Origin of the sequence: Brachybacterium sp. sponge (genome assembly GCF_001613775.1) — a bacterium.
Lineage (GTDB): Bacteria > Actinomycetota > Actinomycetes > Actinomycetales > Dermabacteraceae > Brachybacterium > Brachybacterium conglomeratum.
On record NZ_LRMP01000002.1, the window covers coordinates 192,951 to 210,664 of the forward strand.

A 17,714-nucleotide genomic window follows, 5' to 3' on the forward strand; every position below is an offset into this window, starting at 1 on the left:
GACCGCCGAGACTACAGCCCCGCGGCGACCTCCACGGCCTGGCGTATCGCCCGCTCCGCGTCGAGCTCCGCGGCGACGTCGGCCCCGCCGATCACGTGCACCCGCGGCGCGCGGCCGCGCCGCTCGGCGATCACCTCGTCGGCCAGCGCGTTCACGCTGACCTGCCCCGCGCACACCACGACCGTGTCCACATCGAGCACCCGCGCCTCGCCGTCCTCGGTGATGTGCAGTCCCGCCTCGTCGATCCGCTCGTAGGTCACGCCGCGGTGCTGGATCACGCCGGCATGGCGCAGCTCCGCCCGGTGCACCCACCCCGTCGTCCGGCCGAGCCCCGCGCCGATCCGCGTCTCCTTGCGCTGCAGCAGGTGGACCTCGCGTCGCGTCTCCTCGCGGGGGCGGGTGATCACGCCGCCGCGCGTCGAGTCGGCGTCGACCACGCCCCAGTGCTCCCGCCAGCGCGCGACGTCCAGGGTGGGGGAGGGGCGCGGCGCGGTGAGGTACTCGGCGACGTCCACGCCGATCCCGCCCGCGCCGATGATCGCGACGCGGTCCCCGGCCTCGGCCCGCCCCTCGAGCAGGTCGGCGTAGCTGATCACTTCCGGCCCGCCGCTCCTTTCCAGCGAGATCTCCCGCGGCGCGACGCCGGTGGCGACGATGACGTCATGGAAGCCCTGCAGCTCGGTCGCCGTCGGCCGCATCCCGAGCCGGATCCCGACGCCCGCCGCGGCCAGCCGCATCCGCCAGGACTGCAGCGCCTGCGCGTAATCCTCCTTGCCCGGGATCCGTGCCGCGAGCCGCAGCTGCCCGCCGATCTCGTCCGTCGCCTCGTAGAGGGTGACGATGTGGCCGCGCTCGGCGGCGGCCAGCGCCGCCTCGAGCCCCGCCGGGCCCGCGCCGACGACGGCGACCTTCCGGATGCGGCGCTCGATCACCGGCGTCAGCACCAGCTCGGTCTCGTGGGCGGCGCGCGGGTTCACCAGGCAGCTCGCCCGCTTCCCGTCGAACACCTTGTCCAGGCAGGCCTGGTTGCAGGAGATGCAGGCGACGACCTGTCCGGCGCGGCCGTCCGCGAGCTTGTTCGGCAGCTGCGGATCGGCCAGCAGCGGGCGCGCCATCGAGATCAGGTCCGCCTGCCCGGAGGCGAGCACCTGCTCGGCGACGTCCGGGTCGTGGATGCGGTTCGAGGCGACCACGGGGACGCCGACCAGCTCGCGCAGGTGCTGGGTCTGCTCGGCGAAGGCGGCGCGCGGCACGGAGGTGACGATGGTGGGCACCCGGGCCTCGTGCCAGCCGATCCCCGTGGAGAGCACGTCCACGCCGGCGCGGACCAGGGATTGCGCGAGCGCGGTGGTCTCGGTCCAGGTCTGCCCCTCGGGCACCAGGTCCAGCAGGGAGATGCGGTAGCTCAGCAGTGCGTCGTTCCCGATCGCGTCCCGGACCGCGGCGGCGATCGCGAGCGGCACCGCGCGCCTGCCCTCGGAGGTGCGGCCCCAGCGGTCCCGGCGATGGTTCGTGGCCGGGGCGAGGAACTGGTTGAGCAGATAGCCCTCGCTGCCCATGATCTCGACGCCGTCGTAGCCGGCGTCCGCGGCGCGACGGGCCGCCTCGGCGAAGTGATCGATGGTGCGCTGCACCCCGCTGCGGGTGAGGCGACGGCTGCGGAACGGGGACAGCGGCGACTTCCCGCCGCTCGGCGAGGCGGACAGCGGGTGGAAGGCGTAGCGGCCGGCGTGGAGGAGCTGCAGGACGATCCGTCCGTCAGCCTCGTGGACCTCGCGGGTGATCAGCTCGTGGGCACGCAGGGTGCGGGCGTCGGCCTGGGAGCCGCGCGGGGTGAGTCGGCCGCTGCGGTCCGGGGAGAAGCCGCCGGTGACGATCAGCCCCGCGCCGCCGCGGGCGCGCTCGCCGAGGTAGGCGGCGAGCTTCTTCGCGTCCGACGGATCGTCCTCGAGTCCCGTGTGCATCGACCCCATCACGATCCGGTTGCGGACCTCGAAGGGGCCGAGGTCGAGCGGGGAGAGCAGGGATCGGTACCGCGACGCTGCGGCGGAGTGCTGAGGGGAGGACATGCCTGCGATTCTGCCAGCTCGTCCGCGTACGCTGGAACGGACCGGTCCCACACTGCTGCGAGGAGCCCTCGATGACGACGCGTCTGCTGATCATCGTCGATGTCCAGAACGACTTCTGCGAGGGCGGTGCGCTCGGCGTCGACGGCGGCGGCGCGGTCGCGGAGCGGATCGCCTCGTACCTCCGCACCCGGAGCGGGGACTACGACCGGATCCTCGCCAGCCAGGACTGGCACCGCGGGGACACCGACAACGGCGGGCACTTCGCGGTGAACCCCGACTTCATGGACACCTGGCCCGTGCACTGCGTCGCGGACACGGAGGGCGCGGCGCTGCATCCGGCGATCATGGCGGTGGAGGACCGGGTGGAGGTCGTGCACAAGGGACACGGGGTCCCGTCGTACAGCGTGCTCGAGGGGACCGTGGTCGGCACGGGCGACTCGGTGCAGGCGCTGGTCCCTGGCTGCGAGATCGACGTGGTGGGCCTCGCCTACGACTTCTGCGTGCGCGCCACGGCCCTCGGCTCCCGCGAGGCCGGCGCGTCGGTGCGGGTGCTGCGGGAGATGACGGCCGCCGTGCATCCCTCGGGCGTCGCGGAGCTCGAGGAGGAGCTTGCCGCGGCGGGTGTCGAGGTGGTCAGAACGGTGGATCGCCGAGATCCGGCGGCGGGTTCCCGGGAGGGATGACCTTCCGGCCGGCGGCCTTCGCGAGAGCGGCCCGCCGGTCCTCGGCGACGCGTTCCGTGCGGGGTCGGGCCTTTTCCTCGGCGTGGAGGCTGCGGGCCTCGGCGGTGAGGCGCTCGTGCTCGGCCGCGGCATGTTCGAGGAGCCTGACCGTGTGCGGGGTGAGCAGGTCGGTGGCCTCCTCGGTGGTGGTGCGCAGGTCCTCGCCCAGGGTCCAGTGCGTGGTGAGCGGCCGGGTGGGCGCGCTGTCGTCGACCGGCTCGCGGGTCGGGTCGATCAGGCCGGCGGTCTTCATCTGGTGGTGCTGCCAGCACAGTCGATGGAGGTTCGCCAGGGAGGTCGGGCCGCCGCGCTCGGGGTGCTCGTGGTCGTACTCGAGGATGTGGTCGTCCTCGGCGGCGGTCGCGGTGGGGCGGGTGCAGCCGGGCGCTGCGCAGACGGGGTGGCGCAATCGCAGCTGCAGCCGCATCGCAGCGCTGGGCCGGTAGGTCTCGGGCAGCACGGGAAGATGCGTGCCGCGGACCGCATCGGTGAGTATCCGGGTCCAGACGCTTTCCCCGGCCGCGAGGTCCCGGGCGAGCTCGGCGGGGATCGGGGTGGTGCCCTCGAGCGGGGCCGGGGCGTCGTCCCGTCCGAGCAGCGTCATCACCGGCACCGTCACCAGGAGCTTGTACGGAGAGGCCGTCTCCTGCACCGGGTCGGTGTCCAGCACGGTGTGGGCGAGGATCGCGTAGCGCAGGGTGCGCAGCGAGAGCGGTGCGCCGCGCTCGGCGAGGTCGCCGTCGAGGTCGAAGGGGAGTGGTCCCTCGGCGCCGTCCTGGAGGACGGCTCGCTGGGCGCGCTGCACGTCGCGGGCGGCGACGTCAAGCCGGTGGGCGAGCCCCTTGATCTCCAGGATCGGGCCGGTGACCAGAAGCGAGGCGGTGCCGGTGGTGGAGTCGACGTCGACGATCTCCACGTCGCGGCTCTGCGAGGGCGGGGCCGGGAGGGCACCGGCGGTCGCGAGCTCGACGGCGAGACGGAGGTGCCGGGAGAAGGTGTCGAGGGGGACGGACGGCAGCTCGATCGTCGCCATGTGGGCGTCGACCTGGGCGGCCTGCTCGTCGGTCAGTCGCCGCACCCGACGAAGGAGCATCTGGTGCATCGCCTCGGTGAGATCGCCGCGGCGCAGGTACTCGAAGGTGAGCGGCATGATCTCGACCGCCCGGTGCGCATCGAGCACCTGGCTCCAGGCCTGGTTGTACGTGCAGCGAAGTCCGGCCGCGATCTTCAGCGCGGCCATGTCCGCGTCCTCGGGGCGGCCCTGCACCTCCGGGTCCTCGCGGAAGAAGGTCTCCAGCAGCCGCAGGTGGTGGGCGTACAGCCGGGCGCGGGTCAGTGCGGTGCGGTGCAGTGCCATCACGCGCCCTGACTCGACGGTCCCCTCGCCGACCTCCTCGAGGATCCGCTCCGTGGTCAGCGGCCGACGGGAGCGGGCACGCCATGCCGGCAGGTCCGGGACCGTCACGGGCGGGAGGAGGGCGCCGGACCGCGGTGTCGGGGCCGACGTCGGGGTCGAGGCGGGGCTGACGGAGGCCGCGGCGGCAGCCCGCTGTGCTGCCGGCGCCGCACCGTGCTCGGACTGCTGTGCCACGCAGTCACCTGGCTGGTCGAACTCGCCCATCGTGCCCCCTCCTTCCTCGGCCTGGGAGAATGCCGGATCGCTCCATCGCGTAACGCCTCCAGAATATTCGAGAAGGCGCCACCGGGGAAGGGGTGGGATGGAATGGGGATGAATCTGTGGATAACCGAGGTGTGTGGAGGGAGGGTCATGGCTGGGGGGGGGGTGGAGGTGTGGATGGGCGGGCTCGACTGTCGGACCTGTGTGGTACGGCGTGTCTGCTGGTGGCGCGGGTGCTCGGAGGTTGAGGGGTGTGGTGGGTGGGACCGTCGGGTCGACGCGCAGGCGATCTGGTGGTGGTCTGGTGAGCGTGGGGTGAAAATGATTCTGACGAGGATGTCGTGGATGCTTCTCGGGGCTCAATGAAAAGACTTTTGTGGAATTGCCCTTTCTGTGAATATGGAGGAGTGGTCCGTCGATCAGTCGTCATGGTGTCGCGACCTCCCGTCGGCCGCCTCGTCGAGCCGGGCGGGGCCGAGCGGGTCCGCTCCTCCCCGTCCCCACGCCTGTACATACACCGACACACACGGCACGATGGCTCCATGACGAATCCCTTCACCCCGGGCTTCGGCCTGACGCCGATCATCCTCGCGGGCCGTGACATCGCGATCGACGAGTTCGCCGCGGCGCTCGCCGGTACCGTGCCCGAGGCGCGGGCGATCCTCATCTCCGGCCAGCGCGGCGCCGGCAAGACCGTGCTGCTCACCGAGTTCCGCGAGCTCGCCCTGGAGGCGGGCTGGATCGACCTCAGGATGCACACCTCGTCGACCTCGCTGCTCGACGAGCTGCGCGGCCAGGCCATCTCCCGGCTGCGCGAGATCGATCCCGAGGCGGAGACCTCCCGCCTCACCTCCGCGCGCGTCATGAACGTCTCCGCCCAGCGCGACATCGTGCACCGCTACGAGGGGGAGGGGGAGCCGCTCACCGTCGTGCTCGACCGCCTCGCCGCGCTCGCCGAGGCCGAGGGCGGCGGGCTGCTGATCACCCTCGACGAGCTGCAGTCCGCCGACCGCGACCAGCTCCATGCCCTCACCCAGCACGTGCAGGACCTCATCGGCTCCGGGCACGCCGTCGCCTTCCTCGCCGCCGGGGTGCGCACCGGGGTCGATGCGCTGCTGGACCATGAGCGCACCACCTTCCTGCGCCGTGCGCACCGGCTCGAGGTGGGCAGCGTCGACGTCGGCACCGCCGCCGAGGCGATCCGGATGACCGTCGCCGACACCGCGAAGTCGATCACCCCGGAGGCCGCGGTGCTCGCCGGCGAGATCTCCCGCGGCTACCCCTACCTGATCCAGCTCATCGGCTCCAAGGCCTGGCAGAACAGCGGCGACGCCGACGTGATCGAGGTCGAGGACGTCCGCGGGGCGCGGGACACCGTCGTCGCGGCGATGATCAAGAACGTCCACGGCCCGGCGCTGCGCGGCCTCAGCGCCCGCAAGCGCGAGTACTTGCTGGCGATGCTCGAGGACGAGGGCCCGTCGGCCGTCGGCGACATCGCCCGACGGATGGGCATCGACCCGCGCAACCAGTCCACCTACCGCGAGCGGCTCATCGAGGACGACCTGATCCGCCCCGCCGGGCGCGGCTTCGTCGAGTACGCGCTGCCCTATCTCGACGAGGCGCTGCGTCACGAGGAGCGGGAGGGCGTGGGGGCCGACGTCGAACCCGATCGCGGCGTCCGACGGTCCCATCGCGGGAGGCGCGCATGACGGGCACCCCCACGACGAAGGCCGACCGGCCCGCCCGGACCTACCGCACCGGGCCGGTCACGCGCGTGCTGCGGTGGATCTCCGTGCTGGCAATGGCCGCGATCACCGCCTGGCTGCTGATCGCCTACCCGTCCCTTCCGGAGACCGTCGCGACCCACTTCGGCCCCGCCGGAGAGGCCGACGACTGGGGTCCGAAGTGGTCGCTGCTGGTCATCTCCGGTGTGATGGTTCTGCTGTCGCTCCCGCTCGCCGCGATCTCCACCCGGCCGCGCGGCTTCAACTATCCGGTCGAGATCACCGGGAGCAACGCCCAGACCATGTACCGCGAGGGTGAGCGATTGATGGTCTGGACGCTGCTCGGGATGCAGGTGCTCTACCTCGGCATCGCGTGGTCGGTGATCCTCGGCGGTGGTGGTGCGCTGCTCGTGCTCGGGATCGCCGGGCTGATCGGCGCGTCGGCGGTGGGGATCGTCCGCATGGTGCGGGCCGCCCGCTGAGGCCGGTTCATGCTGTCGAGTAGCGCGCACGCGCCCGTCCGTGCCCCGAGGGGAGGGTGAAGGAGGCTCGAGGATATTCCGTCGCCCGGCGGTCCCGCGCCGTGGTGGACTGCGCACATGCAGCTGACGATCCGTCCCCTGGACGCCGCCTCCGACCTGGAGCTCGAGCAGTACCGCGCCCTCGAGCAGGCGCTGGACGACCACGTCTACGGCGGTCATCAGGAGGAGAGCCTCGCGCAGCTGCGCGCCGGCCTCGAGGACACTCCGTACTGGACGGTGCGGCGCTGGATCGCGCTCGCCGAGACGCTCGAGGGCGGGGAGATGCTCGTCGGCCGCGCGATGACCTTCACGCCGCAGCAGGAGAACCTCGAGTCGATCTCCGTCGGCGTCGCCGTGCATCCCGCGCACCGGGGGCAGGGCATCGCGACCGCGCTGGTCGAGGAGGCGCTGCTGCCCGCGATCGCGCAGTCCGGCCGCACGCTCGTCGAGGCGTACGGCGAGATCGAGGCGGGCGTCGACCCGGAGGATGCCGCCCACCCCGTGCACCGGATCGCCGCCCGGCTCGGCGTGACCCGCAAGAACCTCGCCGTGTGCCGGGCGCTGCCGCTGCCGCTGGACCCCGCCCGGCTCGACGCGCTCGAGGCCGAGTCGGCGCAGAAGCGCGGCGAGTACCGGATCGAGCAGTGGGTCGGGGAGATCCCCGAGGAGCACCTGAGCGCCTACGGCCGGCTACTGACCCAGCTCGAGATCGACGAGCCCGACGAGGAGGTCGAGCACGAGCCCGCCGAGTACACCCCCGAGCGGATCCGCGTGAGCGAGCGGCGGATGCGCGAGGCGGGCACGATCCGGATCGTCGCGGTGGCTGTCGCGCCGGACGGCGAGTTCGTCGGCAACTCCGAGGTGCACGTGCACGAGGCGCCCGGCAGCACCCTCGGCTACCAGGAGAACACCCTGGTCATGCCCGAGCACCGCGGGCACAGGCTGGGCCTCGGGCTCAAGGTCGCCACCCACCGGCGCCTCGCCGAGCTCGCTCCGCAGCTGCGCTCGCTGGTCACCTGGAACTCGCACGTGAACCCGTGGATGATCCAGGTCAACGAGAAGCTCGGGTATGAGCTGCTCTTCCATGAGGTCGTGATGCAGGGCAGGCGGGCGGGCTGAGCGACACGCCTGCCGTGCGCGCCTGACACCATCGCCCTGCTCCGCCCCGTAGGTTCATGCCTGAGGATTCGGGCAGAGCGGTCAGGGGGCGCTGTGGAGGCGAAGCATCGCAGGAAGCCGCCGAGCCGCGGCCGCAGCTCGCACCAGTTCACCGTGGCGATGGCGATCCTCTCGCTCGTGCTTGCCGGCGGTGCGGTCACGGGGCTCGGCACCTCGATGCTGCGTCCTGAGGACGCCGCCTCTCCCGCCGAGGCGGCCGTGCAGGAGCCGATCGGCGACCCCTCGAACACGACCCGGCTCGTGCACCGCGACCGGATCACCGGGGACATCTCGCCGAAGTCCGTGGTCGCGAGCCCGGCCGGGGACGTCATCGCGAACAACATGATGTACAACCACACCTCGACGCTGTACGACGCGAGCAGCCTCGAGCTCGCCGCGACGGTCCCCGACACCGTGGACCTCTCCGAGTTCGGGTACCCCGACCGCGCCGGGGAGACGACGGGTGCGCCGGTCGAGGCGGTGTTCTCGCCCGACGGGAGGTTCGCCTACGTCTCCCAGTACTCGCTCAAGGGGCCCGGGGCGGGGGAGACCGCGACCGACGACTGCGCCGCCGGCGACGCGATTGGGAACAGCGCCGTGTACCGCCTGGACCTCGAGACGAAGGAATGGGACCAGGTCATCGAGGTGGGACGGGTCCCGAAGTTCATCTCCCTCTCGCCCGACGGCTCGGTCGCGTTGGTCTCGAACTGGTGCGACTCGAGCGTCTCCGTCGTGGACCTGGAGAAGGGCGAGGAGATCCGGCAGATCCCCGTCGACTCCGCACCGCGCGGCTCCGTGGTCCTGCCCGACAACCGCACCGCCTATGTCACCGCGATGTACGCCGACGAGCTGTATCGCGTGGACCTCGAGACCGGCGAGAGCGAGCTCGTGCTCGAGACAGGCCGCAAGCCCCGCCATCTGGTGCTCTCCCCGGATGCGTCCCGCATGTACCTCACCGAGTCCGGGGACGACCGGCTGCTCGAGCTCGACACCGCCACCGGCGAGGTGCTGCGCGAGGTCGCCACCGGCCGGGAGCCGCGCACCATGGCGATCTCGCCCGACGGGCTCGCGCTGTACGTCGTGAACTACTACGCGAACACGGTGACGAAGTTCGACGCCGAGACGCTCGAGGAGATCCAGACCGTCGAGGTGGGCCAGAACCCGATCGGCATCACCTACGAGCCCACCCACGGCCGGGTGTGGGTCGCGAACTATGCCGGGTCGATCGACGTCTTCGACGACACCGCCCCGCGTGATGGCACGATGGAGCCATGAACGCCCACGCCGTCGTCACGGCTTCCCGCGAGATCGCCGCCCCCGCCGCCGCCCTCTTCGACCTCATCGCCGACCCGGCCGAGCAGCCGCGCTGGGACGGCAACGACAACCTCGCAGGCGCCGAGGCAGGCCAGCGGGTCCGCGCCGTCGGCGACGTGTTCGTGATGACCAACCGCAACGGCGGGGTGCGCGACAACCACGTCGTCGCCGTCGTCGAGGGTCGCGAGATCGCCTGGCGCCCCGCGCCCCACGGCGAGCAGCCGGCCGGCCACCAGTGGGGCTGGGTCCTCGAGCCGCTCGAGGACGGGCGCACCCTGGTCACCCACGTCTACGACTTCTCCGACCTGCCCGCCTCGCAGGAGGCGCGTCTCGCGAAGGCGCGGCAGATGACGCCGGAGAAGCTCATGGCCTCGATCGACCGCCTCGCGGAGCTCGCCGAGGGCGCGTGAGCACGCCGTCGATGGACCCGGACGTCGCCAGGATCGAGTCCGCCATCGAGGCGGCGGCGCGGCGCGGCGACTTCGACGACCTGCCCGGCGCCGGGAAGCCCCTGGACCTGCCGGACACCCATGACCCCGACTGGTGGGTGAACCAGCGCATCGCCAGCGGCGACATCGACTCCGAGGCGCTGCTGCCCGTCGTGGTGCTGCTGCGCAAGGAGTACGAGCGCCGCGACGAGACCCTCGCCGCGCTGCCCGACGAGAAGGCCGTGCGCGAGTACGCCGCGGACTTCACCGAGCGCGTCCACGAGGACCGGCGCGCGAACCCCTTCCAGCGGATGCTGGCGCCGGCGTGGGACGGGGACGACGCGGTGGCGCGGTGGCGTGAGGTGCGGGCAGCGGGTCCTGCCGTGCCGTCGGCCCCCTCCCCGCCGGATGCCGCGCCGCCGGCCCGGCGCCGGCGGTGGTGGCCCTTCGGCCGACGGGGTGGGCGGGTGTCCGGGCCGTGCGAGTGCTCACCCTCGACGCACGGCTCGCACGGTCCTTCTCCGACCTGACCGTCCTTCCGTCGTGAGCCGATGCGGCCATAGGGTGGCGGGATGTTCCTCGAGAACCTCGGCATCGACGCCCTGGACCCGCAGCGCCTGGGCCGCTTCTGGGAGGCGGCCCTCGGCACCACCACCCTCACCGATGCGCCCGACATCTTCGAGACCAGGCTGAGCATCCGCGGCGACGCCTATCTCGACCTGTGCTTCGCGCGGGTCCCGGAGCCGAACCACTCCCCGCAGCGGCTGCATCTCGACCTCCGCGGCGGCGCCGAGCAGGCGGAGATCGCGCAGAGGCTGCGGGAGCTCGGCGCGAGCGACCTCGACATCGGACAGGGCGAAGTCCCCTGGATCGTGCTCGGCGACCCCGAGGGCGGCGCGTTCTGCGTGATGGAAGAGCGCGAGGCGTACACCGGCACCGGACCGATCGCGGCCCTGCCGATGGACTCCGCCGAGCCCGCTCGGGATGCGGAGTTCTGGGCCTGGCTGAGCGGCTGGACGCCCGCGACGGGCGTCGCGCCGCGCACCCTGCGCCACCCCTCGGGACGCGGACCCCTGCTCGAGCTGTGCCCGGAGCCGGCACCGAAGCAGCCCGGGGCCAAGAACCCGATCCACCTCGACGTGCGGCTCGAGCCGGGCGACGACCCGGACGCCGTCGCGGCCGGGATCTCCGCACGGGGAGGCGAGGAGCTCTTCCCGGACTGGGGCGAGCTGCCCTGGCGCGTGTTCCGCGACCCCTCCGGGAACGAGCTCTGCGTGCTGCCGGCCGTGGGAGCAGGCGCATGAGCCGCGGCCGCCGCACCGCCGGATTCCTCGGCGCCCTGCTCGCCGGGGCGGGGACGCTGCACATGCTCCGGCCCGAGCCCTTCGACACGATCGTCCCGCCCGCGCTGCCGGGACCCGCACGCGGTTACACCTATGCCTCGGGCGTCGCCGAGCTCGCCGTGGCGGGGCTGCTGGCCGCGCCCCGGACCAGGCGCCTGGGAGGAGCCGCGGCGGCGGCGCTGTTCGTCGCGGTGTTCCCCGCGAACGTGCAGATGGCGTACGACTGGCGCCGTGCCCGGCCGCGGAAGCGGATGATCGCCGTCGGTCGCCTCCCGCTGCAGGGCGTGCTCATCGCACAGGCCCTCCACGTCGCGCGGAACAGACCGTGAATGGGTTAACGTGGCCGCTCGTGTGATCGGACGGACAAAGGAGTTCACGTGACGTCCAGACGAACCTTCCTCGGCCTCGCCGGGGCGGCGGGCGCGGCGGCGCTCGCCGGGTGCTCGTCGGAGCCCGAGATCGACGCCGCCCTCGGCCCGCCGGCGACCGCCGACACCGAGGACGAGATCACCTTCGGCATCTGGGACAAGGCGCAGGAGCCGGCCATGCTCCAGATCGTCGACGCCTTCCACGAGCACTTCCCGGGCATCGGCGTGAGCATCTCGACCACGGCCTTCGGCCCGTACTTCGAACGGCTCCGCATCCAGGCGCAGGGCGACGACCTGCCCGACGTGTTCTGGATCAACGGCCCGAACTTCGAGCTCTACGCCTCCCACGGGATGCTGCAGGACCTCAGCGAGCTCGAGGGCTTCGACCCGGCGAACTACCCGCCGAACCTCGTGGAGCTCTACACCTACGACGGCACGCCCTACGCCGTGCCCAAGGACTTCGACACCATCGCCCTGTGGTTCAACCGGGACCTGCTGCACCGGGCCGGGGTGGACGAGCCCACCGGCAGCTGGTCCTGGGACGAGTACCGCGACGCCTCCGAGGCGGTCACCCGGGCGCTGGGCGGCGAGCAGATCTGGGGCAACCCGGGCGGGGTCGCGAACCAGGCCATGATCTACCCGCTGATCATGCAGGCTGGCGGGTTCGTCCTCTCCGAGGACAAGACCCGCTCCGGCTACGGCGAGCCCGCGGCGATCGAGGCCTTCCGGTTCCTCGACGGGATGATCCGCGACGGGATCGCGCCCGACGTGCGCTACACCGCCGAGAACCAGCCCAAGGACCTGTTCTCGAACGGCCGCGCGGCGCTGTACCTGTCCGGGAACTGGGAGGCGGCCCTCCTGCAGGACTCCCCGGTGCGCGAGCAGCTGGGGGTCGCGCCGCTGATCCACGGCGCCGAGCAGGCCAACGTCATCCACGGCATCGGCTGCGCCATGTCCGCGCGCAGCCGGCACAAGCCCGCGGCCTCGGCGTTCCTGGCGTTCCTCGGCTCCGAGGAGGCGCACCGCATCCAGGCGGAGGCGGGCGCGGCCAATCCCGCGTTCCTCGGCACGAACGACGCCTACGTCGAGGCGATCCCGGAGTTCTCCCTCGACGTGTTCGTCGACGCGGCGGAGACCGCCCGGGCCTATCCCGCCAGCCAGAACACGAGCGCGTGGCTGCAGCTCGAGGAGCTGCTGTTCCCGAAGATCCTCGGCGGCGACGGGCGGCTCGAGGCCACGGCCGCGGAGCTCGCCGAGCGCATGGACGGAGTGCTCGCCGATGAGTCATGACACCTCGCACGACACCTCGCGCCGACGCCGCTCGCGCGAGGGCCTGTGGCCGCTGGTGTTCCTCGCCCCGCTGATGATCGGGGTGATCGTCTTCTACTTCTGGCCGATCCTGGCCACGTTCCTGAACTCCTTCTCGAGCTTCGGCCCCTTCGGCGACCGCAGCTTCGCCGGGCTGGAGAACTACCGCGCGCTGCTGTCGGACACCTTCGTCCCCCGCGCCGTGCTGAACACCGCGATCTACACCGCAATCGTGCTGCTGGGCATCCCGATCGCCGTCGGCGTCGCCTCGCTCATGAACCAGAAGGGCCTGCGCCTGACGCGCTTCTACCAGGTGCTGTTCTTCCTTCCGGCCGTGTCGATGCCGGTCGCGGTCGCGCTCGTGTGGCGGATGATCTTCAACCAGGAGTTCGGGGTCGTCAACTGGGCGCTCTCGCTCGTCGGGATCGAGGGGCCCTACTGGATCACGGCGCCCTGGTGGGCGCTGCTGGCCGTGTCGATCGTCGGCCTGTGGGCGAGCCTGCCGCTGGCGATCATCATCCTCTCCGCCGGACTGCAGGGGATCCCGTCGGAGCTGTACGAGGCCGCGCAGCTGGACGGCGCGAGCGCGCTGCGGCAGTTCCGCTCCGTGACCGTGCCGCTGCTGACCCCCAGCATCTTCTTCCTGACCATCATCACGGCGATCAACGGCTTCCAGCTGTTCGACCTGCTGTTCGCGATGATGGGGCAGGCCAACCCCGCGATGGCCGACACGCAGTCGCTCGTGTACCTCTTCTACTCCGAGGCGTTCCGACAGAACGACCAGGGCTACGCCTCGGTGATCGCGCTGCTGATCCTGCTGATCATCGGGGTGTTCACGCTGGCTCAGTTCCGGATGCAGAGGAGGTGGGTCCACTATGAGTGAGCGCCCCACCCGGACCGCGCGGCCCCGCTGGGGCACCCACCTGGTGCTCCTGCTCGGCGGGCTGGTGATGGTCTTCCCGTTCCTGTGGCAGCTGAGCATGTCGCTGTCCACGCAGGCCGAGGTCACCTCGGTCCCGCCGACCTGGCTGCCGGCCGAACCGCAGTGGGGGAACTACCCGGCGGTGTTCGAGCAGGTGCCGTTCTGGAACCAGTTCCTGAACACGGCGGCGGTGACCGGTGCACGGGTGATCGGCCAGCTGCTGCTGTGCGCGCTGGCCGGCTACGCCTTCGCCCGGATGGAGTTCCGGGGGAAGAACCTGCTGTTCGCGCTGGTGCTGTCGATCCTGATGGTCCCGTACCAGATCTACCTCATCCCGCAGTACGACATCATCCAGGAGCTGGGCTGGCTGAACACGGTCGCCGGCATCGCGGCGCCGGGCATCTTCAGCGCCTTCGGCACCTTCCTGATGCGTCAGCACTACCTGGGCATGCCGCGCTCCCTCGAGGAGGCGGCGCGGCTCGACGGCGCGAGCCCCTGGCAGACCTTCTGGCGGATCATGTTCCCGCTGTCCGGCCCGGCGCTGAGCGCGGTCGCGATCCTCACGGCGCTCGCCTCCTGGAACGACCTGATGTGGCCGCTGATCGTGGCGACCTACGACGACCGCACCACCCTCGCCGTCGGCCTGTCCACGCTGCAGGGCCAGTTCACCACCGACTACCCGGTGATGATGGCCGCGGCGTTCATGGCGATGCTGCCGCTGATGATCCTGTTCATCGTGCTGCAGCGCCGGGTGGTCGAGGGGCTCGCGCACTCGGGCATGAAGGGCTGAGACATGAAGGGCTGAGCGCTGCCTCCGTCTACCGCTGCGACTCGAGGCGCCCGGCGACCACGGTCGCGAGCGGGTCGACGGCGCGCAGCCGCGCCGCCGCCTCGCGGGCCGCGGGCTCCACCATGAGGCCGCCCGCGCCGACGGGGACGTCGGCGAAGAGGTCGTCCTCCTCCTCGAGGAGGGCGATGTCCGCGCGGCCGCCGACGGCGAGCGTCCCGACCCCGTCGGTCGAGGCGGCCAGGGCCTCGCGCGGCTGGAGCTGCTGGGAGGGATGCCAGGCGGGGCGCTCGTCGGCGCTGCGATGCACGGCGGCGGCCATCGCCAGCCACGGATCCAGCGGCGCGACCGGCGCGTCGGAGCCGAGGGCGAGCTCCACGCCGGCCTCCCGCAGGTCGCGGAGGCGGAAGGCCTGCGTGCCGTGGCCGGGCCAGATCGCCTCGGTCGCGTCCCGGTCGTCCAGCAGATGCGCGGGCTGCACGGAGGCCGCCACCCCGAGCGCGGCCATGGCGTCGATGTCGTCGTCGGTGAGCATCTGGGCGTGCTCGATCCGCGCCGCGATCCCCACCTCGGCGATCGCGGCGAGGGCCACCTGCGCGGCGGCGTCCCCGATCGCGTGCACGGCGGCGGTCAGGCCGCGCCGCTCCGCCTCGGCGAGGGCCTCGCGCAGCGCCTCGGGGCCGACGCTGAGCACCCCGTGGCCGGCGTAGCCGTGCCCGTCGGTGTAGGCCTCACGGGTGTACGCCGAGTGGGAGCCGAGCGCCCCGTCGACGATCACCTTCAGCGGGCCCATCGTCACCAGGCCCGACGGATCCAGCACCGTGCCCGCAGGGCCCGGTGCCGCGGCGAGCTCCTCGGGGTAGACGGCGGTGCGGATCCGCATCCGTGGGCTTCGGTGCGGCCAGGTCTCCCAGGGCCGGCCCCACTCCATGTCCACCAGGCCGACGACCCCGCGCTGCAGGGCCTGGCGCTGCAGCATCGCCGCACCGGTCGCGACGGACTCGGCGACCCCCGGCAGCTCGGGCAGGCGCGGGGCGAGCGCGAACCAGTCCTCCTCGGCGACGATCCCGTCCCGCGGCGGCAGGCCCAGGGCGCGCAGCGCCGCGGAGTTCAGCCAGGCGTGATGGGCGTCGCCGCCGATCAGCACCGTCGGCACCGCGCCGGTCGCCTCGTCGAGCGCCGGGACGGTCGGCGGGATCGCGAAGTCGACCAGGCGGTGCCCGAAGCCGATCAGCGCCGCGCCCGGGTCCGTCGCGCTCTCGCGCCGCGCGGCGAGCTCGGCCCGCACCCGCTCCAGGATCACGCCGACGCTGCCCGCGCCGGTGGTGTCGAGGCGGGCATGGGCCTGGGCGAGCTGCCCGGTGTGCACGTGCTGGTCCCACAGCCCCGGGATCGCGAGCGCACCGCCCGCCTCGAGGACCTCCTCGCCGGCGCGGCGCGGCAATGACGCACCGAGCTCGACGATCGCCCCGTCGTCGATCCGCAGGTCCGCGGGGACGGCGGAGTCGAGGGTGAGCACCTGTCTGATCAGCACCGATCCAGCCTAGCCCGCCGCGCCCATGACGACTGTCATGGGGCGGACGTGATCGCGGGGGCTGGGGAGACGGCTCCGCCGACGGGATCGTGGAGCCATGACCACCACCACCCTCACGGATGCACTCAGCCTCCGCGGCGTCACCCGCAGCTACGGCGAGGTCCGCGCCCTCGACGGCCTCGACCTCGAGATCCGCCCCGGCGAGATCGTCGCGCTGCTCGGCCCGAACGGCGCCGGGAAGTCCACCGCCATGGAGATGATGGTGGGGCTCGCGACCCCGGAGCAGGGCAGCGTCCGCGTGCTCGGCGCCGATCCCACCACCGCGACCCGCACCGGACTGATCGGCACGATGCTGCAGGCCGGGGCGCTGCTGCCCGACCAGAGGGTCCGCACCATGCTGCGGATGCTCCACTCCCTGCAGGCGCATCCGATGCCGATGGCCGAGGTGGTCGCCCAGGCCGACATCGCCGAGCTCATGCCGAGGCGGATCAGCGCCCTCTCCGGCGGCCAGTCCCAGCGGGTCCGCTTCGCGATCGCACTGCTCGGCGACCCGCAGGTGCTGCTGCTGGACGAGCCGACCGTCGGCATGGACATCGGCGCCCGCCGCGCCTTCTGGCAGCAGATGCGCCAGGTCGCCGCGAGCGGCCGCACCGTCGTCTTCGCCACCCACCACCTCGAGGAGGCCGAGCGGGAGGCGGGCCGCGTGGTCGTCATGGACCGCGGCCGCGTCGTCGCCGACGGGACCGGCGCCGAGATCGCCGCCGTCGTCGCCGGGCGCGTGATCACGCTGCGCGGGGTCGCCCCGGAGCAGGTCGCGGCGCTGCCCGGCGTGGACAGCGCCGCCGTCGACGAGACCGACGACCGACGGGTGCGGGCCGTGTGCGCGGATTCCGATGCCGCCCTCGCCGCGCTGTTCACCGGTCCGCTCGCCAGCGACGTGCACGACGTGCTCGTGTCCGCCCCGGGCCTCGAGGAGGCGTTCCTGCGGATCACCGAGCACGAGGACGAGGGAGCGCGATGAGCGCCGCCGACCCCGCCGCCCGCCCCGCCCACGACAGGAGCCCCGCCATGACCGCCCCCTCCGACCTGACCGTCCTCAGCTCCGCCCCCGCACCCCGCACCGCCGCCGCGCCCTCGGCCGCGACCCGCACCCTGCGCTACGCCGCCCACACCACCGCCATGACGCTCACGAACGTCGCCTTCACGGTCTTCACCATCGCGCTGCCGGTGGGGATGTACCTGCTGTTCTCGATGATGTTCGGCGCCGAGGCCGAGGGGCAGGCGCGCGGGCAGATCATGATCAACATGGCCGCCTACGGCGGGCTCGGCGCCGCGGTCACCGCCGGCACCCAGATCCAGGAGGACCAGCGCAACGGCTTCCTGCGCCAGCTGGTCGTCGCCGGGCTCTCGCCCCGCTCCTTCCTCATCGGCTCCGTGATCGCCGCGAGCGCCGTGATCGTCCCCGCGCTCGCGGCCGTCGGCCTCGTGGGGCTCGCCACCGGGGTCGAGGCCACTCCCGACCGGTTCCTGCTCACCCTCGTGGTGCTGTGGCTGGGCCTGCTGCCCACGATCCTCATCGGGCTCGTGCTCGGCATGGTGCTCCGGGGCGCCGCCGCGATGGCCGGCGGCGTGGTGACGATGATGGCGATGGCGATCTTCGGCGGGCTGTGGATGCCGCTGGAGCTGTTCCCGCAGTGGATGCAGGAGCTCGGCCGGCTCCTGCCCACCTACTGGATCTCGAGCCTGGGGCAGTGGTCCCTGCAGGGGGCGGAGCTGCCGGTGACGGGCCTGGTCGTGATCGGGGCGTGGACCCTCGTGCTCGGGGTGCTGTGCATGGTGAGCATGTCCCGGGCGGTGGGTCTGCAGCGGCGATGAGGGACGCTGGCACAATGACCGCC

General features: G+C 72.4%; 17 protein-coding genes. 14 read left to right on the forward strand and 3 right to left on the reverse strand.

Translation table 11 applies throughout. The features are described from left to right. Positions 1–11: 11 nt before the first annotated feature. Positions 12–2,069, reverse strand: coding sequence for an NADPH-dependent 2,4-dienoyl-CoA reductase (locus tag A4A78_RS08920; protein ID WP_062948455.1), 2,058 nt, complete (start codon positions 2,067–2,069; stop codon positions 12–14). 71 nt (positions 2,070–2,140) lie between these two features. Here A4A78_RS08920 and A4A78_RS08925 point away from each other — a divergent pair, with 71 nt between their 5' ends. Further along, positions 2,141–2,752 (forward strand): isochorismatase family protein, encoded by a 612-nt coding sequence (locus tag A4A78_RS08925; protein ID WP_062948457.1) that lies wholly within the window; start codon positions 2,141–2,143, stop codon positions 2,750–2,752. On the opposite strand, the gene A4A78_RS08930 is transcribed toward A4A78_RS08925, so the two are convergent. After that, positions 2,703–4,382, reverse strand: a complete 1,680-nt coding sequence (locus A4A78_RS08930; RefSeq protein ID WP_231881002.1) for an HNH endonuclease signature motif containing protein — start codon at positions 4,380–4,382, stop codon at positions 2,703–2,705. The genes A4A78_RS08925 and A4A78_RS08930 overlap by 50 nt on opposite strands. Positions 4,383–4,951: 569 nt before the next feature. Here A4A78_RS08930 and A4A78_RS08940 point away from each other — a divergent pair. The 11 genes from A4A78_RS08940 to A4A78_RS08990 all read left to right on the forward strand — a co-directional run bounded on the left by A4A78_RS08940 (position 4,952) and on the right by A4A78_RS08990 (position 14,285). After that, positions 4,952–6,118: an AAA family ATPase gene (locus A4A78_RS08940; RefSeq protein WP_062948463.1), complete on the forward strand. Its 1,167-nt coding sequence runs from the start codon at positions 4,952–4,954 to the stop codon at positions 6,116–6,118. Continuing rightward, positions 6,115–6,615 (forward strand): DUF1648 domain-containing protein, encoded by a 501-nt coding sequence (locus A4A78_RS08945; RefSeq protein WP_062948465.1) that lies wholly within the window; start codon positions 6,115–6,117, stop codon positions 6,613–6,615. Before A4A78_RS08940 ends, A4A78_RS08945 begins: the two co-directional genes overlap by 4 nt. A gap of 117 nt (positions 6,616–6,732) precedes the next feature. Then, positions 6,733–7,773: a GNAT family N-acetyltransferase gene (locus A4A78_RS08950; protein ID WP_062948467.1), complete on the forward strand. Its 1,041-nt coding sequence runs from the start codon at positions 6,733–6,735 to the stop codon at positions 7,771–7,773. Positions 7,774–7,866: 93 nt separating this feature from the next. Next, a complete protein-coding gene (locus tag A4A78_RS08955; protein WP_062948469.1) occupies positions 7,867–9,087 on the forward strand; it encodes a YncE family protein in 1,221 nt (406 codons plus the stop codon). Continuing rightward, on the forward strand, positions 9,084–9,536 hold the full coding sequence (locus A4A78_RS08960; protein WP_062948471.1) for an SRPBCC family protein: 453 nt from the start codon (positions 9,084–9,086) through the stop codon (positions 9,534–9,536). The genes A4A78_RS08955 and A4A78_RS08960 overlap by 4 nt, the downstream gene beginning before the upstream one ends. Beyond that, positions 9,533–10,084, forward strand: coding sequence for a DUF1992 domain-containing protein (locus tag A4A78_RS08965; protein WP_231881003.1), 552 nt, complete (start codon positions 9,533–9,535; stop codon positions 10,082–10,084). The genes A4A78_RS08960 and A4A78_RS08965 overlap by 4 nt, the downstream gene beginning before the upstream one ends. A 42-nt stretch (positions 10,085–10,126) precedes the next feature. Next, positions 10,127–10,858, forward strand: a complete 732-nt coding sequence (locus tag A4A78_RS08970) for a VOC family protein (RefSeq protein WP_062948473.1) — start codon at positions 10,127–10,129, stop codon at positions 10,856–10,858. Further along, the gene (locus tag A4A78_RS08975; protein WP_062948475.1) at positions 10,855–11,226 is read left to right on the forward strand and encodes a MauE/DoxX family redox-associated membrane protein; all 372 of its coding nucleotides are present in this window, start codon (positions 10,855–10,857) and stop codon (positions 11,224–11,226) included. The genes A4A78_RS08970 and A4A78_RS08975 overlap by 4 nt, the downstream gene beginning before the upstream one ends. Before the next feature lie 48 nt (positions 11,227–11,274). Beyond that, positions 11,275–12,555, forward strand: a complete 1,281-nt coding sequence (locus A4A78_RS08980; protein ID WP_062948477.1) for a sugar ABC transporter substrate-binding protein — start codon at positions 11,275–11,277, stop codon at positions 12,553–12,555. Further along, positions 12,545–13,456, forward strand: coding sequence for a carbohydrate ABC transporter permease (locus A4A78_RS08985; protein WP_062948479.1), 912 nt, complete (start codon positions 12,545–12,547; stop codon positions 13,454–13,456). The genes A4A78_RS08980 and A4A78_RS08985 overlap by 11 nt, the downstream gene beginning before the upstream one ends. After that, positions 13,449–14,285: a carbohydrate ABC transporter permease gene (locus A4A78_RS08990; protein WP_062948481.1), complete on the forward strand. Its 837-nt coding sequence runs from the start codon at positions 13,449–13,451 to the stop codon at positions 14,283–14,285. Before A4A78_RS08985 ends, A4A78_RS08990 begins: the two co-directional genes overlap by 8 nt. Before the next feature lie 28 nt (positions 14,286–14,313). Here A4A78_RS08990 and A4A78_RS08995 read toward each other — a convergent pair whose 3' ends face one another. Further along, positions 14,314–15,816: an amidohydrolase gene (locus tag A4A78_RS08995; RefSeq protein WP_062948483.1), complete on the reverse strand. Its 1,503-nt coding sequence runs from the start codon at positions 15,814–15,816 to the stop codon at positions 14,314–14,316. Between the two features lie 97 nt (positions 15,817–15,913). Between A4A78_RS08995 and A4A78_RS09000 the strand changes: the two genes are divergently transcribed. Then, positions 15,914–16,837 (forward strand): ABC transporter ATP-binding protein, encoded by a 924-nt coding sequence (locus tag A4A78_RS09000; RefSeq protein ID WP_062948485.1) that lies wholly within the window; start codon positions 15,914–15,916, stop codon positions 16,835–16,837. Next, on the forward strand, positions 16,834–17,691 hold the full coding sequence (locus A4A78_RS09005; protein ID WP_231881004.1) for an ABC transporter permease: 858 nt from the start codon (positions 16,834–16,836) through the stop codon (positions 17,689–17,691). The genes A4A78_RS09000 and A4A78_RS09005 overlap by 4 nt, the downstream gene beginning before the upstream one ends. Positions 17,692–17,714: the final 23 nt, after the last annotated feature.